Source organism: Myroides phaeus, assembly GCF_900099675.1.
GTDB lineage: Bacteria > Bacteroidota > Bacteroidia > Flavobacteriales > Flavobacteriaceae > Flavobacterium > Flavobacterium phaeum.
Genome location: NZ_FNDQ01000008.1, coordinates 56822 through 83483, shown reverse-complemented (window position 1 = coordinate 83483; position 26662 = coordinate 56822). Strand labels below are relative to the sequence as shown.

Below are 26662 nucleotides of genomic sequence, written 5' to 3'. Positions count from 1 at the left end.
TACAGAATTACGACTAAAAAAAGAAAAATATAAAAGTAAATAACTGTAAATGTGTGAAATAACGTTAAAAAAGCAATTAAATTCGAATCGACAGCTTAATTGTCTCCTTTAACTCACTTAACATCATTGCAGTAGCTCCCCAAATGGTATAATCATTATATACAAAAGCAGGTACATTGATATAATCGGCATAACTTGTTTGTAAATATACGTTCTGAACAATTGAGTCGTCTAATAAAGTGTTTAAAGGCATCTCTATAATATTTGCAACTTCGTAATCACTTGGAACAATGGTAGGAGTTTCTGTAATGATCCCTAAAAAAGGTTGGACTATAAAATTGCTTGGAGGAATATAAACTTGTGTAAATGGTTTAATTACCTCTATTTGATTTGCTGTAATCCCAACTTCCTCCATTGTTTCACGTAAAGCTGTAGTTTCTAAATCTACATCTGACTGTTCAAATTTACCGCCAGGAAAACCTACTTGTCCTGAATGCACTCCTTTATAGGTTGCTCGTTCAATTAACAACAGGGAGGTATCGCCTTCTTTTGGATATAAAAGCATCATCACAGCGGAGGTTCGTGGATGTCTCTCTTTAAATTGCTCCACATCTAAATAAGGCCTTCTTTCAATAGGAACCATTACCTCCTGAGCCTCGATACCAAGTAGCTCAGAGCTTTTAATTGCGTGTATTTGATGAAAAAAAGTTTCAAAAGTCATATCTTCGCGCTACAAATTATTTGTATTATAAAATTACAATTTTATTACCTATGTTCAGTAAAGAAGAAGCACAAAGAATAAAAAGAGAGTTTTGGATAACATTTGCAGATGTTTACCCACGCAAATGGCTTTTGCACAATACAAAGATTAAAGACTTTGCATTTAAGTTTTATGCTGACAACAAAAAAGCACAAGTGCTATTGGACATAGAACACAAAGATGAAGATAAGAGAACTATCTATTTCCAAAAAATTGAATCGCTAAAAACAATCCTTTTAGAAGAGTATTTACCAGAAGCTATTTTTGAACAAAACTTCTACTTAGAAAATGGTAAGCTTGTAAGTCGTATTTGGATAGAACAAACAAATGTTTGTATCAACAACAAAGCTACTTGGAATGATATTTACGACTTCTTTAATGAAAAAATGGGACTTTTTGAATTATTCTTCTATGAATACGAAGATTATATTCGTGATTTAGAAATAAACACGTAAGTTTATCGTTATAAAAAAAATACTTTTTATACTGTCTTAACCTATATGCGTGATTGCTTTTACATATTATTTTTATGTTTATTCTTTTGGATGCATTCCAAAGCACAAGAATTAGAACCAATAAAAATGGATAGTGTAGCAACTACTAAAGTGCATTATTCAAAAGCAGAAATTCCTAAAGTTATTGAACGCGATACTACTCGTATTTTAAAAAACTTAGAGGAAAACAATAAAAAAACGAAGTTTGGGAGATTAATCAATAAGCTTATTTATAAAAACAATAAAAAGCTTGTTGCTAATGCTCCTGAACTGAAACTTGATCAACATTTAGAACTGGGTGAAGGGAAGATAATAAGGAATATACATATTACCACCTTAGATCCTTTTGGTTATTCTGATTCTGATTCTTTGCGAAAACCTACAAAAAGCATAGAGAAATTCGGAAATAAACTGCATTTAAAAACAAAGAAATTTACTGTTCGCAACTACCTTATTTTTAAGGAAGGTGATAGGTTTGACTCTCTTAAAATAAAGGAAAGTGAGCGTTTAATACGTACGCAACGTTTTGTGAGAAGAGTTACAATGTATGCCATACCAACTTCCTCTCCTGACTCTGTTGATGTATTAATTAGAGAACTCGATTCTTGGAGTATATACCCTACAGGCTCTTTATCTACAAACAACCTCCGTTTTAAACTAACAGATCGCAACTTTGGTGGTTTTGGCCATGATGTTGCATTGCAATATCGCTCGCGTTACAAAGAAAAAGGGAAAGAAGGTTTGCTCTTTAGCTATTCTGTAAACAATATTCAAAACACCTTTATACGTGCCAATGTTCTGTTTAATCAAGATGTTTGGCAAAACTATGTAAAAGGAGTAGTTGTTGATCGTCCTTTCTATTCTCCTTATACCAAATGGGCAGGTGGGGCAAGCGTTTCTCAGAGATTTCAAAGAGATTCACTACCAAATCAAACACAAGACAAATACAGCTTCGAGTCTATTAAATACAATACGTATGACTATTGGGCAGGATATTCTATCCCCTTGTTTAAAAGCTATAAAGACAAGCCTGTAATTACCAATTTACGCACATCCGTGCGTTATGTACAACAGAACTTTTCAAAAACTCCAAATGAGATTTATGATCCTTTAGAGTATTATAGAGATCAAAGGACGTACCTTGCCTCTGTCAGTTTAAGCTCTATTAACTATGTACAAGACCGTTATATCTTTAGTTATGATTTAATTGAAGATGTACAAGTAGGAAAGGTTTTCGCAATTACAGGGGGAATGAAAGACCAATATTCTAAACGCCGTGCTTACTTTGGTGCAAAGTTCTCTATGGGAGGATATACAAGATTAGGTTACTTTGCTGGAAATATAGAATGGGGTAGCTATTTCTTTGGCAATAAAGCAGAACAAGGAGCTTTTAGAGTAGAGGGAACATATTTCACTAAACTTTTTATGATGGGCAATTGGAGATTTCGACATTTCTTCATTCCACAGTTAGTTTTAGGTGCTAATAGAATAGATAATGTTGGTGATAAATTACGTTTAGATGGCGTTATACAAGGCATAAGAGCTCAAAAAATAACGGGAACACGTAGGTTATCAATGGCTTACCAATGGCAATCCTACGCTCCTTATGAATGGAAAGGTTTTCGCTTTAACCCATTCTTTAATGTAGAAACTGCTTTTATGGGAGATAAAAACAATCAATTTTTAGACGCTAAATTATATTCTCGTTTTAGTATTGGAGTAGTAGCAAATAATGATTATTTGGTTTTTAGTAAAATAGCCATATCGTTGATATTCTACCCTACAATGCCAGATGCTGACTCAAGTATATTTAGAGCAAATTCAAGTCAGTATAATATGTCTTTGCCTAACTTTAATTATGACAGACCACAAACAGTATCTTATTATTAATAAAAATGGTGATTGGATATTCTGTTCATTATTTACATAAAACATAAAAAAAGGGATTATTTCAATGAAATAATCCCTTTCTACATTTTATATTATCGTTTTAAACTATGCTGAAACCTCTCTAATTCGGTATCCGCAGCAATCTGACGAATTATTTCTTCATCAATTGGTGTGAATTCAATATGTCTTCTCGCCATTACAATTTTCATTGTTTCAATTGCTTTATCTACTTTGTAATGATCTGTAGATTCTACACCACCCCAAGTAAAGTTAGGCAAGAATGTTTTAGGAAAACCACCACCGAAAATACTACAAGACACACCTACTACCGTTCCTGTATTAAACATTGTGTTAATTCCACTTTTACTGTGGTCTCCCATCATTAATCCACAAAACTGTAAACCCGTATTCTCATAGTCACCTGTTTCATAGTTCCACAATTTAACTGGTGCATAATTGTTCTTTAAGTTCGAATTATTTGTATCAGCCCCTAAATTACACCATTCTCCTAAAACCGAATTACCCAAGAATCCGTCATGTCCTTTGTTTGAATAGCCAAACATTACAGAGTTATTCACTTCTCCTCCTACTCTACACTCTGGTCCTACTGTAGTAGCACCATAAATCTTGGTTCCCAACTTCACTTGAGCTCCTTCACAAAGAGCAAAAGGTCCACGAATAATAGATCCTTCCATAATCTCAGTGTCCTTACCAATGTAAATAGGTCCAGTAGAAGCATTTAAAGTAACAAAAGCTAACTTTGCACCTTCTTCAATAAATACGTTCTCTGGAGCGATTACATTTACGTTTTCAGGGATTGGCTCTGATATCCTATCTTCTGTTACAAGAGCAAAGTCAGCACGTAATGCCTCATCGTTCTTTTGGAAAATATCCCATTTATTGGCAACTTGTATTAACTCCCCTTCATAAGAAATTAAGGTGTAATCATTAAAATCAACCTCTTCCTGTGTTTCTTGTGTATAAAAAGCAATGATATCTTCTTGATAAACCACAGCCTGCATTGGCTCTAAGTCTAAAATAAGGTCAACTAATTCACGGTTTGGTAAATATGAAGCATTAATCATCACATTGTTTTCTACCTCAACCATTGGAAATTTAGCAGACAAATATTCTTCCGTTAATGTAGTTGTAGTATAGCGTAGGTAAGTCTCCCATTTTTCTCTAATTGTTAGAATACCAATACGTATATCAGCTACTGGGCGAGTAAAAGTAAAAGGCAATAATGCCTCTCTTACGTCTCCATCAAATAAAATATAATTCATAATTAATCGGATCTATTTCTAATTGAAATCAAAGTTACTTTAATCAACTGGAAAAACACAACATTTTCTCCCAACGGAGCAAAAAAAAACCTCTCAATTACTTGAGAGGTTCTTATTATATGATATACTAAATTATTTTTTGAATTTAGCGTATTTAGTTTTGAATTTGTCAATACGTCCTGCAGTATCGATAAGTTTAGATTTACCTGTGTAGAATGGGTGAGATGTACGAGAGATCTCCATTTTGAACACTGGGTATTCTACTCCGTCAACTTCGATAGTTTCTTTTGTATCTACTGTTGATTTTGTAATGAACACGTCTTCGTTAGACATATCTTTAAATGCTACTAATCTGTAATTTTCTGGGTGAATACCTTTTTTCATGATAAATTCTATTTAAATTTTGAGTTATTTTCCGTCCCGAAGCTTTCTATTCTCAAGAAAGGTGTAAACTTCCGATAACTTTTTAGTTATAATTATTTACTTTTCAGTGTGCAAATGTACAACTAAAATTCAATTATCAAATAAGTATTTTAATTATTTTTTGTACAAACAAAGTATAATCCCTATCTTTTGCTTTCCAAGACTTCAAACTTGGTCTTTTTAATGCCGAATTAACCTAAAACTATTTTGATAACATTTATTAACACAAAAAAACAATGCAAAAAACACTAACCACCTTACTATTTTTATGCTTCTATCTACTCTCTTTTGCTCATCCTGACAAAAAGACTGTAGAACAAGCGCTCTACAATTTAAAGAACGTAACTTTTAAACAAATAGAAACAAATGACGATAGCTATCTGTTATATGAATTGTTTATACGACAGTTAGTAGATCACAAGGATCCCTCTAAAGGATATTTTAAACAAAAAGTACATTATTACCATAGAGGTTTTGACAGACCAACAATTATGGAAACGAACGGGTATAATTTATATGTGCGCGCAAGTGAAATGGTAAGCTACTTAAATAGTAATTACCTCAATATAGAACATCGCTATTTTGGAGAGTCAATTCCCGATGGCAAACCGTGGGAATTTCTGACAATGGAACAAGTAACAACTGATTTACACGAGATAAACACATTGTTTCGCGAGCTATACCAAGGCAAGTGGATTAGTACAGGTATTAGCAAAGGAGGACAAACGGCTATTTACTACAAATACTTCTACCCTAATGATGTTGATGTTGCTATTCCTTACGTAGCGCCTTTTAACCAATCATTGGAAGAACCACGTATTTACCCTTTCCTTGAACAAGTGGGAGATAAAACGTGTCGCGATAAAATTTACAATATTCAAATAAGCTTGTTTAAAAACAAAAAAGCAATCTTAGAAAAGCTGAATTGGTATGCTAAAGGAGCTAACTTAACTTTTGATTATTTAGGCTCTCTTGAAAAAGCCTTTGAATATGCTGTTTTAGAATATAGTTTTGGCTTTTGGCAATCAGGACATTCTTGTGCTGTATTTCCAAATACAACAAACTTAGACGAACTGACAGAACACTTTTTAAGCGTAAGTAATATCGACTTCTTTAGTGATAAAACAATTGAACGTTTTGCTTCACACTTTTACCAAGCAGGCACACAATTAGGATATTATGGCTATGATATTACTCCTTTCAAACAATATGTCAGCTTTGACAAAAACCCACTGGCTACTTTTATGCCTAAAGGAACTACGTATGACGTATTTTCTGACGAGTTAATCCAAAAAGTAAAAACGTGGTTAGATACAGAAGCTAACAACATTCTATATGTCTATGGAGAAACCGACACATGGAGTGCGTCTATGGTAATACCTACAAAACAAGTTAATTCTAAGTCTTTTGTTTTACCTGGTAAAGACCACGGACAAGCAAGGGTAAAGAATATGACGCCACAAATGAGAAAAGATTTCTTTAAGTCGTTAGAACAAATGACAGGCTTAAAACCTCAAACACAAACGCTTTAACCAGCTAAAACATATAAACAAGAAGTGATGTACAGAGTCACTTCTTGTTTTATACTCTCCTACTGCTCAATCAGCTACACAAACTTCTTCCAAGACATTAGTAATAGGGTACAATTCTTCGTTAGTTAATGTTAATATTCTCTTATTGTAACCAAAAGGTAAAGGGTTATTTTTAGTATATTTGTCAATTATATCTATTAAAATCGTAATGAAGAGTACCGTAAATAAAGTAGGAATCACTTTTGGAATTATATTAGCCATCTATTATATCTTGTTTAACTGTGTTATCTTTTTCACAGATCAAACATTGTTTGCCAACACACTTGCCGGTTTCTTTAATATGGGAGTTGTTGTATGTCTTGGTATTTTGTCTGTCCTTGTTGCTAAAAACAAATGTGGTGGATATGTAACTTTTAGAGAGGCGTTTACTCCTTACTTAATCATGATTACTATTGGGGTTACTGTAAACTATATTGTATATAACTTATTGTTTAACGTTGTTGACCCAGCGGCAAAAGATGTCGTAAATAAAGCATTGTATGAAATGCTAATTCAAACATTAGATAAATCAGGTTTACCACAAGACCAAATAGATGAACAATTACAAAAAGCACGCGACATCAGTCAGTTTGCTCCTAAATCTCAATTGTTTATGTGGGCTGGTAGTATATTGAGAAACTCTATCTTAGGGTTGCTTTTGGCTGCTATCTTTAAAAATAAATCTGAATTTATTTCACCTGTTGAACAACAAAAAGAAGTAACTGCTGAACCAAAACAGCCTAAGAAACGCAAGTAATAAATGAATTTATCAATTGTAATTCCTTTGCTAAATGAAGCAGAATCACTTCCTGAACTGCATCAGTGGATAACGAAAGTTATGCGCGAGCACGACTTTTCGTATGAAATTTTATTTGTAGATGATGGTAGTAAAGATGATTCTTGGAAAATAATTTCACAATTATCACATGATGATTCTCATACAAAAGGAATACGTTTTCAACGTAACTTTGGTAAATCACAAGCACTACACGCTGGATTTGCACAAGCCAATGGAGATGTAGTTATTACAATGGATGCTGACTTACAAGACAGTCCTGATGAAATTCCAGAGTTATTTAAAATGATAACGGTTGATGGGTTTGATATGGTTTCTGGTTGGAAGAAAAAGAGATATGACTCGGTCATTGCTAAGAACCTTCCTTCTAAATTATTCAATTGGGCTGCACGTAAAACATCTGGGGTTACTTTAAACGATTTCAATTGCGGATTAAAAGCCTATAAAAATGAGGTGATTAAAAACATTGAGGTTTCAGGTGAAATGCATCGCTACATACCTGTTCTGGCAAAGAATGAAGGATATGACAATATCGGTGAAAAAGTAGTACAACATCAAGCAAGAAAATATGGTACAACTAAATTTGGTATGAGCCGCTTTATCTACGGCTTCTTAGACCTTATTACAATTTGGTTTTTATCAAAATTTGGGAAAAGACCAATGCATTTTTTTGGTACCTTAGGGGGAATAACTTTTGGTATTGGATTCTGTGCTGCCTTTGGTATTGGAATGAGTAAATTGTACAAGTTATACAACAATGAGACAGCGATTTTGATTACACAAAATCCTTGGTTTTATATATCCTTAGCAACAATGGTAATTGGAACACAAATGTTTCTTGCTGGTTTCTTAGGAGAAATGATTTTAAAAACGAGAACAAACATTAGTAGATATAAAATCGCTGAACAACGCGGTTTTTAATCCACACTAAAATTTAATATTATGCAAATAGAAAAAGAAATCTTAGCAAAAGCAGAATTGTGGTTAAAGTCACCTTTCGATGCTGACACACAGGCTTCTGTTCAAACAATGATTGATACTGACCCTGCCCTACTTAAAGATAGTTTTTACAAAAACTTAGAATTTGGAACAGGTGGTATGCGTGGTATTATGGGTATCGGTACAAACCGCATCAACAAATATACTTTGGGTAAAAATACACAAGGTTTATCTAACTATATCAAAGAATCTTTCCCTGGTCAAGAGTGGAAAGTAACTATTAACTATGATTGTCGTCATAATAGTCAAGAATTAGCTAAAGTAGTAGCTGACGTTTTTACAGCAAATGGAATAAAAGTTTACTTATTCTCTGAAATGCGCCCTACTCCTGAATTGTCTTTCGCTGTTAGACATTACAACTGTAATGCTGGTATTGTATTGACAGCATCACATAACCCTCCTGAATACAACGGGTACAAAGTGTATTGGCAAGATGGTGGACAAATTGTTCCTCCAAACGACGCTGCAGTTATTGACGAAATCAACAAATTAAGCTATGACGAAGTACAATTTACTGGAAACGATAGCTTGATCACTTATGTGGGTGAAGAGTTAGACAAAGCATTCATCCAATCTACAATTGAAAATGCAAGCTTTGATACTCCTCAAAATATCAAAGACGGATTAAAAATATCTTATACTTCTTTACACGGTACTTCTATTAAGCTTATTCCAAGAACGTTAGAAGCTGCTGGATACAAAAATGTATTTATCGTAAAAGAACAAGAAGAACCAAATGGGGACTTCCCAACTGTAAAATCTCCAAACCCAGAAGAGCCAGAAGCATTAAAAATGGCAATGGAATTAGCAGATGAAAAAGGTGCAGATATCGTTATTGGTACTGATCCTGACTCTGACCGTATCGGTATTGGAGTACGTGACCTTGATGGAAAGATGAGATTGTTAAATGGTAACCAAACAATGGTTATGATGACTGCTTTCTTATTAGAGCAATGGAAACGCAACAAAGGATTTAAAGGAAACGAATTTATCGGTTCTACAATTGTATCAACTCCAATGATGTTAGACTTAGCAGAAAGTTACAACGTAGAATGCAAAGTTGGGTTAACAGGATTCAAATGGATTGCTAAATTCATCAACGAATGTCCAGATCAAAAGTTCATCGGTGGTGGTGAAGAAAGTTTCGGATATATGGTAGGTGACGCAGTACGCGATAAAGATGCTGTTGCTTCTACTTTATTGGTTTGTGAAATTGCTGCTATTGCAAAAGCTGCTGGAAGCTCATTCTTCCAAGAATTGATGAACCTATACATTGATAATAGTTTCTATAAAGAACATTTAATTTCTCTTGTGAAAAAAGGTATTTCAGGAGCAGAAGAAATTAAAGAAATGATGGTTCAATTAAGACAAAACCCATTAACAGAAATTATCGGACAACGCGTAGTATGTGTTGAAGATTATCAAAGTAGTGAGGCTAAAAACTTAATTACAAATGAAATTGAAACAATTGATGTTCCTAAGTCAAACGTATTGATTTACTATCTTGAGGATGGTACGAAAATCGCAGCTCGCCCAAGTGGTACTGAGCCAAAGATTAAATTCTATTTCAGTGTAAACGAACCGTTACACGACTTGTCTGAAGTGAAAGCTACTGAGCAACTTTTAGACCAGAAAATTCAAGATATCATTAAAGAAATGAAATTAAACTAAATAGAATAGACTGGTAGCAATGCCAGTCTATCTTTTTATTTCCCCTTTATACAACAACAATATATGAACGAATATTTCAAAAAGATTATTCGCTTTGCGAAACCTTATAAGAACTACGCTTACTTAAATATATTCTTTAATATCTTATATGCACTTTTTAGTGCATTGTCTTTTGTTGCCCTAATTCCAATGCTTACTGTACTATTTGGTGATGAGAAACCTATCACTGAGAAGCCAGTATATACTACGCTTGGACACGCTAAAAACTATTTACAAGACTCAATGTCGTTTTACCTTACGCAGTACTCTGCTGAACATGGAGCACAAAACACATTGATGTGGTTAGCGGCAATTATTATCTCGCTTTTCTTATTGAAAAACTTGTTTAACTATTGGGCAATGTACTTTATTACATTCTTGCGCAATGGTGTTTTAAAAGACATCCGTAATGCGATGTACAAAAAAGCTGTTGACTTACCCCTTGCTTTCTTTTCTGAAAAAAGAAAAGGTGACGTTATTTCAAGAATTACCTCTGATGTGTTGGAAATTCAACATTCATTCCTTTCTATTTTAGAAGTAGTTGTACGTGAACCATTAACGATTGTATTTACAATTGTAGCAATGTTTTTCATCAGTACAGAGTTGACAATATTCGTTTTTATTTTTGTACCTATTTCAGGGATTATCATTTCTAAAGTGGGGAAAACGTTAAAGAAAAGCTCACAAAAAGCTTCTGAGGAACAAGGATATTTTTTATCTATTATCGAAGAATCATTGGCGGGATTAAAAGTGATTAAAAGCTTTAATGCTGAGAAGAGATTTAACGATAAATTCCAAGGTTCAACACAAACTTTTTATGAATTAAATAATAAAATATTAAATCGTCAAAACCTTTCTTCTCCTATGAGTGAGTTTTTAGGAATTGTAACTATTTCTGTTTTATTAGTTTACGGTGGTCATTTAGTTTTGGGTGAAGGTACTTTAACAGGTGCTTCATTTATTGCATACATTGGTATGGCTTATAATATTCTAACTCCAGCTAAAGCAATGTCTAAAGCTTCTTATAGCTTAAAACGTGGTAATGCTGCAGCAGAACGTGTGTTAGAAATATTAGAAGAAGAAAACCCTATTGACTCTAAACCGAATGCTATTGCTAAATCTTCTTTTGACAAGGTTATCAATGTAGATAATATTTCCTTTAAATATGAAGATGATTATGTCCTAAAAGACTTTTCTCTAACTATTCCTAAAGGAAAATCAGTTGCCCTTGTTGGTCAATCTGGAAGTGGAAAAAGTACAATGGCTAATTTATTGACTCGTTTCTGGGATATTAATGAAGGGGCTATAAAAATAGATGATCAAGACATTCGCGACCTAAATATTCACGATTTACGAGGGATGATTGGTTTAGTTACGCAAGACAGTATCTTGTTTAATGATACAATTAAAAATAACCTTAAATTAGGAAAAGAAAATGCTACTGACCAAGAAATTATAGAAGCATTAAAGATCGCTAATGCCTATGAGTTTGTAAAAGACCTTCCAAATGGTATTGATACTAATATCGGGGATGCTGGAAACAAATTATCGGGTGGACAAAAACAACGTTTATCAATTGCGCGTGCGGTATTGAAAAACCCTCCTATTATGGTACTTGATGAAGCTACTTCAGCATTAGATACTGAAAGCGAAAAGTTAGTACAGGTAGCGTTAGAAAATATGATGAAAAACAGAACTTCTATCGTTATTGCTCATAGGTTATCTACAATTCAAAGTGCAGACTTAATTGTAGTAATGCAAAAAGGAAAAATAGTAGAACAAGGTACACACGAAGAATTACTATCTTTAAATGGAACGTATTCTAAATTAGTGTCCCTACAAACATTAGACTAATATGTATATCGAGAACAAGAACATACGATTGCCTCAAGACCCGGATACGGTGATTTGGAAATATATGGATTTATCTAAATTCTTAGATCTCTTGTTGTCGAATAAAATGTTTATGTCGAGGTCTGACAAGTTTGAAGACCAATTTGAAGGTACTTTCAGTGAACCTACTTTTGAAGAAATCAAAAGAATTAGTGCAGACAAGCCTTTTTTCTTAGATCAATACAAACAAAAGAGAAAAAACGTTGTTATTAGTAGTTGGCACATCAATGAATACGAATCATTTGCAATGTGGCAGATTTTTACTAAAAACAATGAAGGCTTAGCAATTCAATCTACAATTGGTAGAATGCAAGAAGCGCTAAAAGCTGAAACAAGGGTACCTCAACACATTGGTGAAGTTCACTATATAGATTATAAAAAAGAGTATATCCCGTTTGAAGATAACTTCTTCCCATTTCTTTTTAAGAGAAAGAGTTTTCAATATGAAAAAGAAGTCAGGGTAATTTCAGATGTTACTCCTTTAAACCTCAACATTCAAGAGGGCGTAAAGATTCACGTGGATATTACACAATTAATAGAAAAGATTTATATCCATCCTAAATCAGAAAACTGGTATAAAAAGTTAGTATTAGATTTAATGCACAAGCTTAACTTCAAGTTTGACATTGAAAAATCTGATTTAGAAAGTGATATTTTAATTTAAACAAAAAAGCAACAATGGAAACAGCTCATACTAATCAAGTTATTACTTCTATCTTAGATAATGACTTTTACAAGTTTACTATGCAGCACGCTGCTATTAAACAATTCCCTTTTGCTAAGGCGTCTTATATCTTTATCAATAGAGGTAAACATAAATACCCAAAAGGATTTGCAGAGGCTTTACGCGCAGCTGTAGATGAAATGGCTAAGTTAAAATTGACTAAGGCTGAAAAAGCTTTCTTACAAAAAACTTGTCCATACTTAGATCCTACCTATTTAGATTTTTTACAAGGCTATCACTACGACCCGTCTGAAGTTGAAATCAAACAAGATGGTGACGATTTAGAGGTATCTTTCAAAGGGTATTGGTATAGAACTATTTTATGGGAGGTTCCTCTTATGTCTATCATTTGTGAGCTATATTACAATATGACTGACGGAGAGAGAGATTCTGCTGATAAGGTTATTGCTAATACGCGTACTAAAATAGAAAACTACAAAAAATTAGGTGTTACAATTGCAGAGTTTGGAACAAGAAGAAGACATTCTTATGCTGTTCACCAAGTTGTAGTAGAAACGCTTCAAAAATATGGAGAGGGTTCTTTTATAGGAACAAGTAATGTTCACTTAGCAATGAAATATGGTACTAAACCAATCGGTACACACGCACACGAATGGTTTATGTTTCACGCAGCTAAATACGGTTTCAAAATGGCTAATTCAATGGGGTTAGAGCATTGGGTAGATACGTACAGAGGAGACCTTGGAATTGCGTTAACAGATACATATACGAGTACTGTTTTCTTTGAACAATTTGACAAAAAGTTTGCTAAGTTATTTGATGGGGTTAGACACGACAGTGGTGATCCATTAGATTTTGCTGATCAAACAATTGCGCATTATCAAAGTTTAAACATTGATCCAACTTCTAAAACAATCATTTTCTCTGACGGATTAAATCCTGAAAAAGTAGAACGAATTGCTAAACACTGTAAAGGCAGAATTGGAATGTCTTTTGGAATTGGGACTGACTTTACAAATGACGTTGGTTTAGAAGCAATGAATATTGTGATTAAAATGACCCAAGCGCTACCAGAAGGAGGACATTGGACAGATGTAGTAAAGCTTTCTGATGAGCCTAAAAAACATACAGGTACACCAGAAATGATTGAATTAGCCCAACGTTTATTGGATATTCCAATCGTTAAATAAAAATAACCTAAAAAAAGAGATGTTTTTTATAAATAATATCTTCTCTTGTAAGGTTAAAAGACTATTTTTGCAACAAATTAAATAAAAAGAATAATGGCAACGAACAGAACTTTTACAATGATCAAACCTGATGCAGTTGAAGCAGGTAACATCGGAGGAATCTTAAACATGATTACAGAAGCAGGATTTAAAATCGTTTCAATGAAGTTAACTCAATTAACTGTTAGAGACGCTCAAAAATTCTACGAAGTACACGCTGAAAGACCATTCTACGGTGAATTAGTTGAATTCATGTCTAGAGGTCCAATCGTAGCAGCAATCTTAGAAAAAGACAACGCTGTTGAAGATTTCAGAAAATTAATCGGAGCTACTAACCCAGCTGAAGCTGCTGAAGGTACTATCCGTAAAAAATACGCTAAATCTATTGGTGAGAACGCAGTACACGGTTCTGATAGCGATGAAAATGCTGCTATCGAAGGTGCTTTCCACTTCTCAGGTAGAGAGCAATTCTAAGAAGAATTAAAAGATAAATATCTTTATATCAAAGGCTACTTCCTTTTGGGAGTAGCCTTTTTTTGTGCATACATCTATCGACAAAACTTACTATAATAATTAAATACAGTTCTCTCCTTAAGCAGATATTATGACTCTCTTCATTACATTTATAACCTATTTAAGTTTTAGAGATTGTAATTTATAGCACTTTTTTATATAACCAAGATAGTTGCTTATTACCATATAACACAAAAAACTACTTCTTTAGCACAATAGAATTTAGTAATATGTCTTTTAATAGACATATCTAATTTAAAACTATCTGCTCTTGAACAAAAATACCATATTCCCTTTTACATATATATATTTCTAAATACCCCTTATTTCATACCTGTATCACTGATTCAACATTAAAAAAAAGTCTCCCCCTTTTTCCTGTAATATTATCTCTTTAATATAGGTTTTCAAAGCATTCAAACAATTAACACAAACACACGCATTTTAACTATCATTAATAAAAATTATCTATATTAAAATAAAATTATTGACTTTTTAAATCAAAAACATTATTTTTACCTCAAAATAACTATTATATATAATTAGCCTATGAATTTAAAAAAATTACTTTCATCAATTAAAGTACCTTTATGGAGTATTATTGTTCCAATAGTTGCTCTTTTATTAATATTCTTTAAATCTTCTTTGCCAAACACAGTCTTTACAGATATTCTATTAGGAGTATTTTTGATTGGTTCTGTTCTATCTGCAGTTCATCAAGCAGAAACTGTGGCGCATAGAGTTGGAGAACCATATGGTACTATTATTTTAGCATTAGCTATTACTGTAATTGAAGTTTCTCTTATTGTTTCTATTATGCTAAGTGAAGGTAATGATGAACCATCATTCTTAGCCAGAGATACCGTTTTTGCTGCAATAATGATTATCCTAACTGGTATTATGGGAATCTGTTTCTGGGTTGGAGGTTATCACCACAAAGAGCAAAATTTCATTAAACAAGGAGTGAGTACAGGTTTAATTACTTTAATTGCTATTTCAACTCTTACGTTAATTCTACCAAATTATACAACTAGTCAACCAGGAAATAGTTATACCAATAATCAGTTAGTCTTTGTTGCTATAGTTTCTCTTATTCTTTATGCTGGTTTCTTAGCAGTACAAACCGTTCGACACAGAAATTACTTTGTTGCTGAAGAAGATAATACTAACAACAATCACGAAAATCAAGACAATGATAACCATCATGAAGCAGTAAATATTCCAACAACTATAGTAGCGTTTATTGTACTTATTATTGCTTTAGTTTCTGTTGTATTGCTTTCTAAAAAGCTATCACCTGTTATTGAAAGTGCTGTTGTAGATGCTGGTGCACCAATTTCTTTAGTAGGTATTATCATTGCAGGAGTAATTTTATTACCAGAAGGATTAGCAGCGTATAAAGCAGCTAAAAGAAATCAATTACAAACAAGTTTGAACTTAGCTATTGGATCTGCTTTAGCTTCTATTGGACTAACGATTCCTGCTGTAGCTATTGTTGCTTACATCTCAGGAATGACAGTAGCATTAGGTATTGATGCAAAATCAACATTACTACTGATAACTTCTTTAGCAACAGTTTATATTTCTATTAGCTCAGGAAGAACGAATATTCAACACGGTATTGTTTTGTTAGTCTTATTTGCAACGTATTTATTTACGACAATTGCTCCATAACAATTTACACCAATTGAAAACTTATAACACACTAAGGCTGTTTCATTAAATGAAACAGCCTTAGTGTGTTATTATACTTACGCTAATGAGCAACTATTAGTATAAGTTTTCAACTACCTATTGATTTAAAGCTTATATAAGCTACTCTTAAACTCATTATGTCTTAATGCCCCTCAATCTTAATTAGTAGCTAAAAAGCCTGCATTATCAACTACCACAACCCTATATAGTTCATTTTTACCAACCTACTACATAAATTAAATAGTTGAGAAATTAAAGTATAAGCTACTAAGCATCCGTTTTTAACAAAAAAGGCTGTAATCAATTAATGACACAGCCTAATATATTTTTAACTAAAGACATAAGTCTTGTAATTATCTATTGAAATAAATTTAAGTTTAATTCATTTACTAAATCCAGAATCATATGGTAACCAACAATAGAATTTCCTTGTTTATCTAAGCCAGGACTAAAAGTACCTATCCCAATCTTACCTGGAACGCTAACTGCAATTCCTCCACCAACACCAGACTTACTTGGTAAACCAACAGTACGAGCATATTCACCACTAAAATCATACATTCCAGCCACAAGCATCTGCGATTGAATTAAACGAGACATAGCCGAATCTTTATACTTGTCATCTCCATCAAAACGCGTACACTGATTAGCAAAGAAATAACCAATTTTAGCTAAGTCTTCTGCTGTAACTTCAATAGAACATTGTTTAAAATAGTTATCTAACTTATCCTCTTCTCCTTCAATCAGTCCGTTGTTTTTTAGTAAATAGAAAATCCCCCTATTACGGTGTCCTGTTTCCTTTTCAGACATAAACACTTCGTGACTATAGTCTATTTTATTATTTTTAGTTATATAGCGTACTAAATCAAGAATCTTTTGAAACGGTACATCTTTTTCTCCTTCTAATAAAGCTGTAGTTAAAATAGCTCCCGCATTCATCATTGGGTTTAATGGTTTACCTTTTGTCTCTAAATTTGCATAGTGATTAAATGGCTTATCAGTTCCATAATATCCCATACGAGAAAACACTTCACTCTCACCTTTCTCTTGAACAGCAATCATTAACGAAATAATCTTAGAAATACTTTGCATCGTGAATTTTTGAGATACATCACCAACATTAACTACTTCTCCATTTGCTTTTACAACAGAGAATGCCATTAAGTTTGGATTCATCTTTCCTAACTCCGGAATATAATCAGCTACAACACCTTCTGTTTTATATACTCTATTTTTCTCTAAAATACGAGTCAGCATTTCTTTTGAAATCTGATTAGTATTATCTCCCGTTCTAATAATCTTTTTTGCATAAGCAGTTCCACCGAAAGACACCATACAAGCCACTATCCAACTAAGGATAAGGTTACACACATTATTTTTCTTCATTTAGTAATTGAATTTAATGAATATTCTTTTTCCTGATGATTTTACCTGATTCAGTTTCAATAAACTTTTCTACAAACTGAACTTCTCTTGGTTTTTCAAATTTTGAAAGTTCACTATAAACATCTTCTGAAAGTTTATAAGGGGTACTTTCAATTACCAAAACAAGTTTATGTCCCAGATAATCATCTTCTTTTCCAATAACAAAGAAACGATAAGGAATTCTTTTTGACAACTTTTCTTCTATCTGCTCTGGAAAAAGTTTAACACCACCACTATTAATTACATTATCTACTCTCCCCACCCATTTAAAATGTGAATTGTCTATCAATTCGACTAAATCATTAGTAATCACTAATTCAGAATTGACAGTTGGAGCATCAATAACTAAACATCCACGCTCATCTTGCATTACAGTTGCATGTGATAAAACAGAAAACACCTCTGTTCCTACTCTCTTAGCTGCAATATGAGTAATTGTTTCAGTCATCCCATACGTTTCATAAACTTGGGTGCTTAGTGGTATTAACTTCTCCGCTAATGATGCATTTACTTTTGCTCCTCCAATGATTATCTTTTTTACTTTAGCCAACTCTTTAATTGAGTTTTCTACTTGCATTGGAACCATTGCTACAAAATCATAAACCTTCTCATTCCCCTTTAGAGGAGAAGAAGATGGTGCTATAACATCTAAATGCCATCCTAATAAAAGAGCTCTAATAAACATTAGTTTTCCTCCTACGAACTTTGTTGACATACACAAAAGTGCTGTGTCACCCGATTTTATATCAAAAAAAGTACCAGTTGCTTTGGCCGAGCAAACCATTGCCTCTTTTTTTAACCGAATTTGCTTTGGAGGTCCCGTCGTACCAGAAGTTGTTAAGATAACAAAATCACGACTATCAAACCATTGTAAAATCAGACTACCTAAATCAACTAAGTACTCTTCTTTACTTAAAATCATTTTATTAGCCAAAGAACAGAGATCATCTATTCCATAAGATTGATCATTTAATCTAAACTCTGGATGTATATAATTTAAACTCATAATTAGTTCTGTTCTATTACTTTTCCAAACAGCTGATGTTTCCAATTTTTCCAACCATACTTCTTAGCAAAAATGAACACAACAAGTGGCAATACTACCCCTAATTGTATAATATATTCCCATATTGCAATTTCATTCTCCTGATTTACATTAACGAATATTGAATTAGTTTGAAAAGCGGTCCAATCTGCTGTAACTAAAAGCACACCAATTAAATTATTAGCCGCATGGAATCCTAATGCCAACTCTATTCCATCATCCATAAGGGTTATAATACCCAGAAAAAAACCTGTACCGATATAATAAGTCATTATTATCAAGCCTACTTTCTCAACTTCAGGATTTCCTAAATGCATTAACCCAAAAATAATTGACGTTGCAAATAATGCTACAGCCCTACTGCGAGTTGCCAGTCCAATTCCCTGCATCAAATAAGCACGCATAAAGTATTCTTCAAAACTTGTTTGCAATGGAATTAAAATAATTGCGAAAATAAAGAACACTAAAAATGGTCCAAGCTTTAAATTAAACTCAAAATCAGCAGGACTATCAATAAAAGAATACACAAAAAAGCCTATAATAATCAAACTCCATAGAGTAAAAGAGAACAGTACTCTCTTTAAATCTACTTTAAAACGAGAGGTAGTTAAACTTTTTAAACTTTGCTTGTGAACTGCTAATACCCATACAAGTAGGAATACTAACATAAAGACCAATGGCCCTATTGTTATCAAAAAATTAATGTTTTTACCATATTTTTCGATATTCATCTTTATGATTTCGTTTGTAGAAACCCGGGAAAATCGAATTGACACCCAATTCAAAAACATAATTCCCAAAAAAAACAAAGAAAATGGTAAATAATGCCATAACTTTTGTTTATTATTTTTTCTCAATAATTGCTCAATAAATCCCATATTTCAAAAAATGTACTATATTTGATATAAATTCCTTATTTATGATAACAATTTACCACAATCCGCGATGTAGCAAATCACGCGAAAGTATTGCTTTCATGGAACAACAAGGCGTAGCTTACAAAATTATAAAATATTTAGAAGCTGACCTTACAGAATCAGATGTAAAGACAATTCTTAAAAAACTTAACTACAATCCAATTGAGTTAGTACGCACAAAAGACGCTTTATGGAAAGATACTTTTGGAGATGCAACCTTAAGTGATGAAGAAATTATTGAAGCAATGGTTAACAATCCTAAACTAATTGAAAGACCTATTGTTGTTAATGGTGGAAAAGCTGTAATAGCAAGACCAACAGAAAAGATTCACGAAATACTTTAATGTTGTTAACACAAAATTAACAATACACCTGTTAAACCTTCAACACAAATTATAGTCTAAGTTGTATTAAACGATCGACTATAATGAAAAGATTAAAAACTACAAAAGTTCTCCTGATGCTGTTTTCGCTATTTATAGGTATAACAGCATTAGCGCAGAACTCAAAAACAAGTACTTTATCAGGTACTGTTGTTGAGGCAGCGACTAACCTTCCTTTAGAGTATGCCAGTATTTTTGCTCAGAATGAGAAAAATGCAAATATTGTATCTGGTGGTATGACAGATACGAAGGGAAACTATTCTTTTAGTGTTCCTGATGGGTCTTACTATATAAAAATCGAATACTTAGGATTTAAAACAATTGAACTTCGTAATGTAGTTGTCAATGGCAACACTAATATGGGGAAACAAAAAGTAACAGGTGATACTGAATTACTTAATGAAGTAGTTGTTATTGCTGAAAAATCTACTGTTGACATTAAGTTAGACAAAAAAGTTTACAATGTAGGACAAGATATGATTGTCAAAGGAGGAACTGCTGGAGATGTTTTAGACAACGTTCCTTCTATTACTGTAGACAGTGAAGGTTCTGTTAGCTTACGTGGAAACGAAAATGTAAAAGTACTTATTGATGGTAAACCAACAGGTCTTGCTAACAATATTCAAGAGGCTATGCGTATTTTGTCTGCTGAGTCTATTGACAAAGTAGAAGTTATTACTAATCCATCTGCTCGTTATGAGGCAGAAGGTGGTGCTGGTATCATTAATATTATCTTGAAAAAAGGAAAAGCACAAGGTTTAAATGGTAATATTACTGGAACTGTTGGAGATCCTCGTAACTATGGTTTAAGTGGAAACTTAAATATTAGAGGTGAAAAATACAACTTCTATACAACACTTGGGTATAGAGATAGTAAAAGCAATGGATATGGAGTTAACGACAACCAATATTTTGACGCTAACGGAAATACTACGCAATTCATTAATGAGTACAAAGACAACAAAAAAGAAAGACAAGTTTACAACGGAATGTTTGGTTTAGACTATTACATCACTCCTTCATTTACTTGGTCTAATAGCGTTAGCGTACGTAGAAATAACGGTACTGCTCCTAATAGTGTTGATTACCAATATTTCGATGCTAATCACGATTTACAATATAATCGTGAAAGACTACAAAACACTAAATCTACTTGGAATAGTGTAGAATATACTTCATCATTTGAAAAGAAATTCAAAAAAGATGACCACAAATTAGTTGTTGAAGGAACAATCTCTCAGGATAAGAGTGACGACACATCACATATATCTGATATTAATGAGTTCTTAAACAAGACTTCTTTTGAAAGAAATTCTAATGATGACAAATACAAATCTGGTCTTGTGCGTGTTGATTATACTTTACCTTTAGGTGAAAATGGACATTTTGAAGCTGGTTATCTTGGTACATTTAAGAATACAAGAAATGATTATCAGTTTACAAATCTTGTAAATAATCAATGGATTGACACTAAAAATATGTCTAACATATTAGAATATAAAGAGCAAGTAAATGCATTCTATACGCAGTATGGGAATAAGATTACAGATAAAATTAACTATATGCTTGGACTTCGTTGGGAATCAAGCAATATTGATGTAAACCAATTGTCAAGCAATGATTACAACAATAAAAAATACAATGATTTCTTTCCAAGTGTATTTTTAAATTATGAGATTTCACCATCAAGTAGTGTTAGTGCAAGTTATAGTAGACGTATTATGCGTCCAAGAGGATTTTTCTTAAATCCATTCTCAAATTATACCAGTGATATTAACTACTTCCAGGGTAATCCTGATTTAGATCCTGCAAAAACAAATGCTTTTGATTTAGGATTTATAACAAGATGGAGTGGATTTACATTAAGTGCTTCTGCTTATTTCAACAGAACCGAAGATACTTTTCAATTCGTTAAGAGAATTAATGGAACTACAGCTAATGGAACACCTATTACAGTTAGCTCTCCTATTAACTTGGCTACAGAAAACAGATATGGTTTAGACTTTACATTAAATTACTCTCCTTATAAATGGTGGAGACTTAACGGTAACTTCAACTTATACAACTCTGAAACAAAAGGAGATTATACATTTACTGACATAGATGGTACAAGTCAAACTCAAAACTTTGACAAAAATACATTTGCTTGGTTTACAAGAATATCATCAAAAGTTACGCTACCATACAAAATTGATTGGCAAGCAAATGGTATGTACAGATCACCGTTTAATACAGCACAAGGAAAAGTATTAGGTAATTTATCTGCAAATACTTCATTGAGCAAGGATTTTTTAAAAGAAAAAGCAACTATTACTGTTAATGTAAGTGATATATTCAATTCAAGAAAAAGAGAAATGGATATTAACTTACCACAATCTTTCTCTCACAGTGAAATGCAATGGAGAGGTCGTCAAGTAAGCTTATCTTTTACTTATAGATTTAATCAAACTAAAAATGATCGTAAAAAGCAACAAAGAGGTAGTGAAGGAGAAAGCGATCAAGGAGAAATGATGATGATGTAAGCATAAATAAAGACAATAAAAACAAATGTTATTTAAGACTAACTAATTGATTTTTTTCAATCTATTTGTTTTAACCGAAGATTAAATCTTCGGTTTTTTTTTCATTATTTTAAAATGTAAACCTAACATTCCTATTAATACCCGTCTACAATAAAGATAGACAAATAAAAAAGGCTCATAGTATAATACTATGAGCCTTTATCTTTTTAATCAAATGATTACATCTGACCTTCTTCTAATTGCTGTCTTTTAGCTTTCTTTTCTTTTAAGAATTCTCTAGTTCCACCTACTGCCCAATAGCTAGCAAATCCAACTAAAAATATTAAAAGCCAAAATGCCATTGTTATAACAGTCATGGCAACAATGAAACCTAAATACTGTTGAAATTCAAACATGTTTTTCAGAATTAATTTTTGTATATACGCTTCAAATATAGCCATTTTTATAATTATGACCTATTCAAGCTTTATTTTTTATCCTTCTTTAGAATTATCCTAAATAAAATCACTACATTTATACATAATCATTCTAAATACTACTACTATGGACTACAGAATAGAAAAGGATACAATTGGAGAGGTTAATGTTCCTAAAGACAAATATTGGGGAGCGCAAACAGAACGCTCTAAAAACAACTTTAAAATTGGTCCTGAGGCATCTATGCCACACGAAATCATAGAAGCTTTTGCTTTTTTAAAAAAGGCGGCGGCTTTTGCAAATTTTGATTTAGGAGTTTTACCTCAAAATAAAAGAGATGCTATTGCACAAGTTTGTGATGAAATACTTGCTAATAAATTAAACGAACACTTTCCGCTTGTAATTTGGCAAACAGGTTCTGGTACACAATCTAATATGAATGTGAACGAAGTTATTGCTAATCGCGCACAAGTATTAGCTGGTTTAGAAATTGGAAAGGGAGAAGCTGTAATTAAAGCTAATGATGATGTAAACAAATCACAATCATCCAATGATACTTATCCTACTGCTATGCATATTGCTGCATATAAGGCTGTGATCGAGCATACAATTCCTGGGGTTACACAATTGAGAAATACATTACACAGTAAATCTATCTTGTATAAAGATGTTGTAAAAATCGGACGAACTCATCTTATGGATGCTACTCCTTTAACTTTAGGACAAGAACTATCGGGATATGTAGCTCAATTAGATTATGGGTTAAAAGCTCTAAATAACACATTAGAGCACTTATCTGAATTAGCATTAGGTGGCACTGCAGTTGGGACAGGATTGAATACTCCTGAAGGGTACGACCAAAAAGTTGCACAATACATTGCTGAGTTTACTAAACTTCCTTTTAAAACGGCTCCTAATAAATTTGAAGCATTAGCGGCTCATGATGCTATTGTAGAAACTCACGGAGCACTTAAACAATTGGCTGTTTCACTTTTTAAAATTGCCAATGATATCCGTTTATTAGCTTCTGGTCCGCGTTCTGGTATAGGTGAAATCTTAATTCCTGCCAACGAACCTGGTTCTTCTATTATGCCTGGAAAAGTAAACCCTACGCAATGTGAAGCTCTTACAATGGTTGCTGCTCAGGTCTTAGGAAACGACACTACCATAACATTTTGCGGTACACAAGGTCATTTTGAACTAAATGTGTTTAAACCTGTAATGGCGGCTAACTTTTTACAATCTGCTAAACTAATTGGTGATGCTTGTATTTCTTTCGACATTCATTGTGCTACTGGTATTGAACCTAATATCCCTCGTATACAAGAACTGTTAAACAATTCTCTAATGTTAGTAACAGCATTAAATACTAAAATAGGATATTATAAAGCGGCTGAAATAGCACAGACTGCTCATAAAAATGGTACAACTCTAAAAGATGAGGCTGTTAGATTGGGGTATGTTACCGCTGAAGAATTTGATAAATGGGTAGATCCTAAACTAATGGTTGGAAAAATTTAATTATAAATTCACTTTTTATAAAACATAAAAGCCAATATTTATTTAGTAAATATTGGCTTTTATGTTTGTAATAGGCTATGTTCTTCTATTCACTTACTCATATAGTTTGACTGTTTAATCTTAAAAATTGAAATAACTTCTATAATTATCTAAGTCTTTATCTCCTCTACCTGATAAGTTAATTACCACAATATCATCTTCTTTAAACTTTCTCTGTTCTAAAACAGCTAAGGCGTGTGAACTTTCAATTGCTGGAATAATTCCTTCGTCTTTACATAAGTTTAACCCTGCTTGCATTGCTTCGTCATCTTTAATAGCATAAAACTCTGCTCTGTTTTGTTCTTTCATATGCGCATATAACGGTCCAAATCCTGGATAGTCTAAACCAGCTGATACAGAATATGCTTCCAAAGGTTCTCCTTGCTCATCTTGCATAAATAATGTTTTACTTCCGTGCAACACACCTGGTTTTCCTACATAAGAAGTTGCCGCTGTTTTATCAGTATCTGCACCTTCTCCTCCACCTTCGGCTACAATCAGCTTAACATTATTATCTTCTAAGAAATGATAAAATGCTCCAACTGCGTTACTACCTCCACCTACACAAGCAATGATATAATCAGGTTCTTCTTTGCCTTCTTTCTCTAATAGTTGTTTGCGAATTTCTTTCGAAATAACAGATTGAAAACGACTAACCATATCAGGGTAAGGGTGTGGACCTACTGCAGAACCAATTAAGTAGAATGTGTCGTCTGGATTTTCTACCCAGTACATTAATGCCTCATCAACAGCTTCTTTTAATGTTTTAGCTCCTGATTCAGCTGCGCGAACCTCAGCGCCAAGCATTTTCATACGCGCTACATTAGGTGCTTGTCTTGCAATATCTAAGGCTCCCATATAAACAATACACTCCATTCCCATTAAGGCACATACAGTTGCTGTTGCTACACCGTGTTGACCTGCACCTGTTTCAGCTACTATCTTATTCTTACCAAGCTTCTTAGCTAATAAAATCTGTCCGATTGTATTATTAATTTTATGAGCCCCTGTATGGCATAAATCCTCACGCTTAAGGTAAACCTTTGTATTGTATTTTTTTGACAACCCTTTTGCAAAATACAGTGGCGTTGGACGTCCTACATAATCTTTTAGCAATTCCTCCATTTCTTTTTGAAAGCTTGGCTCTTGGATAATTTGCACATACTCATTTTGCAACTTTGTAATAATTGGACTTAAAGCTTCTGGAATAAATGCTCCACCATAATTTCCATAAAAACCGTTTTGATCTACTTGATAATTCATCTTTTGTTTATTTTAAGTTTAAAGCAAAAAAAAAGGCTTGTCGTTAGACAAGCCTTTTTCAATTATATATATTATTTCTTATTAACTCATATATACATAGCAAGGACTGCTCACGACGTCTGACGTAAGTTTAGTCCACCACCAAGTATTTGTAAGAATTAAATTCATTTTTCTCTTTGTATTGAGTGACAAATGTAAAAAGTTTTTTTTACAAAACAAAAAAAAAGAGAAAATCACATTTGTAACTCTCTCTTTTTTAATATTGTTTGTTAAACTATAGCGAAACCATTGCATCTTTTACTGCTGTAATTTCAGATGTATCATATCCACTAAAAGTTTTTAAATAAGTACGTATTGAAGTACCAAACCCATCTTCAAAGCTATTTAAACCATTACTGTTTAAAAACTTTTTTACAGAACCAGCCCCACCTAAGTGAGCCGCAGCTAAAATACCAGATTCTGTAATTGAGATTCCTCCTATACGTTTTCCGTCAAATTTTTCAATCTCTTTTCTCAATATCCATTTGTTTTTTGAAACTAAAGCGTCGAACGCTTTTTCCTGTTTCAAAGGATTATCAAGAAAATCACTTGTATCAGTAATACCAATTGAACGTAGTGCTAATTTTCCAAATTGATATTTTCCCATGTACCCATAAGAATTTACAATTTTGTATAATCCGTAAGATTCTCGCACTGCCAATGCCTGTTTAAAACCGACATAACTCTTTCCGATAAACGGTATTGCTACTAACTTCCCATTTGCAGTTTCCGACTCTTCTTCACTTGTTGGAAACTCATATGATAAAGGTGATTCAGGTACTATTTTGTACTCTTCTAATAACATAGTTTCATACTTTTTAAAACCTGATACTACACCTCCCGTTAATAAAACAAGACCGATAAAAAAAGAACATTTTTTTCTCATTAAAACTAATTTCTCAAGCCCTGTCACCACTTGAAATTTCTGAGGGCAAAGTTACTTCTATTTTACCAAGCACCTATTTATTTAGCACTTATTTCCAAACTTTAACACTTTTAAACAATGTAATCAATTGAAAAACAAGTAATTATATTAAATAATTTTATACTAAAATCTCTTGTTTAAATCATAATTATATCCTAAATTAAAGGAGGCAGTAACACTTTTTTCAAGTAAAAAGCACAAAAAAAAGCGTGATAAACAATTTTT

At 32.9% G+C, this 26662-nt stretch carries 23 protein-coding genes; 14 read left to right on the top strand and 9 right to left on the bottom strand.

The features are described 5' to 3' along the window. Window positions 1–76: 76 nt before the first annotated feature. The gene (locus tag BLT46_RS05795; RefSeq protein ID WP_090407608.1) at window positions 77–721 is read right to left on the bottom strand and encodes an NUDIX hydrolase; all 645 of its coding nucleotides are present in this window, start codon (window positions 719–721) and stop codon (window positions 77–79) included. Window positions 722–771: 50 nt separating this feature from the next. Here BLT46_RS05795 and BLT46_RS05790 point away from each other — a divergent pair, with 50 nt between their 5' ends. Further along, the gene (locus BLT46_RS05790; protein WP_090407605.1) at window positions 772–1215 is read left to right on the top strand and encodes a DUF4268 domain-containing protein; all 444 of its coding nucleotides are present in this window, start codon (window positions 772–774) and stop codon (window positions 1213–1215) included. Between the two features lie 90 nt (window positions 1216–1305). Next, a complete protein-coding gene (locus tag BLT46_RS05785; protein ID WP_245722952.1) occupies window positions 1306–3144 on the top strand; it encodes a BamA/TamA family outer membrane protein in 1839 nt (612 codons plus the stop codon). Window positions 3145–3236: 92 nt separating this feature from the next. Here BLT46_RS05785 and BLT46_RS05780 read toward each other — a convergent pair whose 3' ends face one another. Continuing rightward, the gene (locus BLT46_RS05780; protein ID WP_090407599.1) at window positions 3237–4427 is read right to left on the bottom strand and encodes a GlmU family protein; all 1191 of its coding nucleotides are present in this window, start codon (window positions 4425–4427) and stop codon (window positions 3237–3239) included. Between the two features lie 132 nt (window positions 4428–4559). After that, window positions 4560–4811, bottom strand: coding sequence for a type B 50S ribosomal protein L31 (locus BLT46_RS05775; RefSeq protein ID WP_090407597.1), 252 nt, complete (start codon window positions 4809–4811; stop codon window positions 4560–4562). Window positions 4812–5086: 275 nt separating this feature from the next. On the opposite strand from BLT46_RS05775, the gene BLT46_RS05770 reads away from it, so the two are divergent. From BLT46_RS05770 to BLT46_RS05730, 9 genes are all read left to right on the top strand, one after another. Beyond that, window positions 5087–6382: a S28 family serine protease gene (locus tag BLT46_RS05770; RefSeq protein WP_090407594.1), complete on the top strand. Its 1296-nt coding sequence runs from the start codon at window positions 5087–5089 to the stop codon at window positions 6380–6382. A gap of 208 nt (window positions 6383–6590) precedes the next feature. Further along, the gene (locus BLT46_RS05765) at window positions 6591–7178 is read left to right on the top strand and encodes a DUF4199 domain-containing protein (RefSeq protein ID WP_090407591.1); all 588 of its coding nucleotides are present in this window, start codon (window positions 6591–6593) and stop codon (window positions 7176–7178) included. A 3-nt stretch (window positions 7179–7181) separates the two neighbouring features. After that, window positions 7182–8138 carry a glycosyltransferase family 2 protein gene (locus BLT46_RS05760; RefSeq protein WP_090407588.1) on the top strand — a complete coding sequence of 319 codons (957 nt, stop codon included), beginning with the start codon at window positions 7182–7184 and terminating at the stop codon, window positions 8136–8138. 21 nt (window positions 8139–8159) lie between these two features. Then, window positions 8160–9887, top strand: a complete 1728-nt coding sequence (locus BLT46_RS05755; protein WP_090407586.1) for a phospho-sugar mutase — start codon at window positions 8160–8162, stop codon at window positions 9885–9887. 63 nt (window positions 9888–9950) lie between these two features. Beyond that, window positions 9951–11780: an ABC transporter ATP-binding protein gene (locus BLT46_RS05750; RefSeq protein WP_090407583.1), complete on the top strand. Its 1830-nt coding sequence runs from the start codon at window positions 9951–9953 to the stop codon at window positions 11778–11780. Between the two features lies 1 nt (window position 11781). Beyond that, window positions 11782–12483, top strand: coding sequence for a hypothetical protein (locus tag BLT46_RS05745; RefSeq protein ID WP_090407580.1), 702 nt, complete (start codon window positions 11782–11784; stop codon window positions 12481–12483). Between the two features lie 14 nt (window positions 12484–12497). Further along, window positions 12498–13694: a nicotinate phosphoribosyltransferase gene (pncB, locus tag BLT46_RS05740; RefSeq protein ID WP_090407577.1), complete on the top strand. Its 1197-nt coding sequence runs from the start codon at window positions 12498–12500 to the stop codon at window positions 13692–13694. A 93-nt stretch (window positions 13695–13787) separates the two neighbouring features. Beyond that, entirely contained in the window at window positions 13788–14207 is a 420-nt protein-coding gene (locus BLT46_RS05735) for a nucleoside-diphosphate kinase (RefSeq protein ID WP_090407574.1), read from the top strand. Window positions 14208–14795: 588 nt separating this feature from the next. Next, a complete protein-coding gene (locus tag BLT46_RS05730; protein ID WP_090407571.1) occupies window positions 14796–15920 on the top strand; it encodes a calcium:cation antiporter in 1125 nt (374 codons plus the stop codon). 378 nt (window positions 15921–16298) lie between these two features. Here the strand turns inward: BLT46_RS05730 and glsA are convergent, their stop codons facing one another. Genes glsA through BLT46_RS05715 form a run of 3 tightly spaced genes read right to left on the bottom strand, consistent with a single transcriptional unit; the run spans window position 16299 to window position 19289 of the window. Continuing rightward, entirely contained in the window at window positions 16299–17327 is a 1029-nt protein-coding gene (glsA, locus tag BLT46_RS05725; protein WP_090407568.1) for a glutaminase A, read from the bottom strand. 13 nt (window positions 17328–17340) lie between these two features. Then, window positions 17341–18372 carry an AMP-binding protein gene (locus BLT46_RS05720; protein WP_090407685.1) on the bottom strand — a complete coding sequence of 344 codons (1032 nt, stop codon included), beginning with the start codon at window positions 18370–18372 and terminating at the stop codon, window positions 17341–17343. Window positions 18373–18374: 2 nt separating this feature from the next. Then, window positions 18375–19289: a CPBP family intramembrane glutamic endopeptidase gene (locus BLT46_RS05715; RefSeq protein ID WP_090407565.1), complete on the bottom strand. Its 915-nt coding sequence runs from the start codon at window positions 19287–19289 to the stop codon at window positions 18375–18377. A gap of 41 nt (window positions 19290–19330) precedes the next feature. Here BLT46_RS05715 and arsC point away from each other — a divergent pair, with 41 nt between their 5' ends. Next, complete coding sequence (gene arsC / locus BLT46_RS05710; protein WP_090407562.1) at window positions 19331–19672, top strand: arsenate reductase (glutaredoxin); 342 nt, start codon at window positions 19331–19333, stop codon at window positions 19670–19672. Between the two features lie 83 nt (window positions 19673–19755). Next, window positions 19756–22233: a TonB-dependent receptor gene (locus BLT46_RS05705; protein WP_090407559.1), complete on the top strand. Its 2478-nt coding sequence runs from the start codon at window positions 19756–19758 to the stop codon at window positions 22231–22233. A 218-nt stretch (window positions 22234–22451) separates the two neighbouring features. Here BLT46_RS05705 and BLT46_RS13120 read toward each other — a convergent pair whose 3' ends face one another. After that, entirely contained in the window at window positions 22452–22673 is a 222-nt protein-coding gene (locus BLT46_RS13120) for a hypothetical protein (protein ID WP_143021868.1), read from the bottom strand. A gap of 103 nt (window positions 22674–22776) precedes the next feature. Here BLT46_RS13120 and fumC point away from each other — a divergent pair, with 103 nt between their 5' ends. Further along, window positions 22777–24171, top strand: coding sequence for a class II fumarate hydratase (gene fumC / locus BLT46_RS05700; RefSeq protein ID WP_090407556.1), 1395 nt, complete (start codon window positions 22777–22779; stop codon window positions 24169–24171). A gap of 120 nt (window positions 24172–24291) precedes the next feature. On the opposite strand, the gene trpB is transcribed toward fumC, so the two are convergent. Together trpB and BLT46_RS05690 are read right to left on the bottom strand one after the other, a co-directional pair. Further along, window positions 24292–25473, bottom strand: a complete 1182-nt coding sequence (gene trpB / locus BLT46_RS05695; protein WP_090407553.1) for a tryptophan synthase subunit beta — start codon at window positions 25471–25473, stop codon at window positions 24292–24294. Window positions 25474–25747: 274 nt separating this feature from the next. Then, window positions 25748–26398: a peptidoglycan-binding protein LysM gene (locus BLT46_RS05690; protein ID WP_176770734.1), complete on the bottom strand. Its 651-nt coding sequence runs from the start codon at window positions 26396–26398 to the stop codon at window positions 25748–25750. Between the last annotated feature and the right edge of the window lie 264 nt (window positions 26399–26662).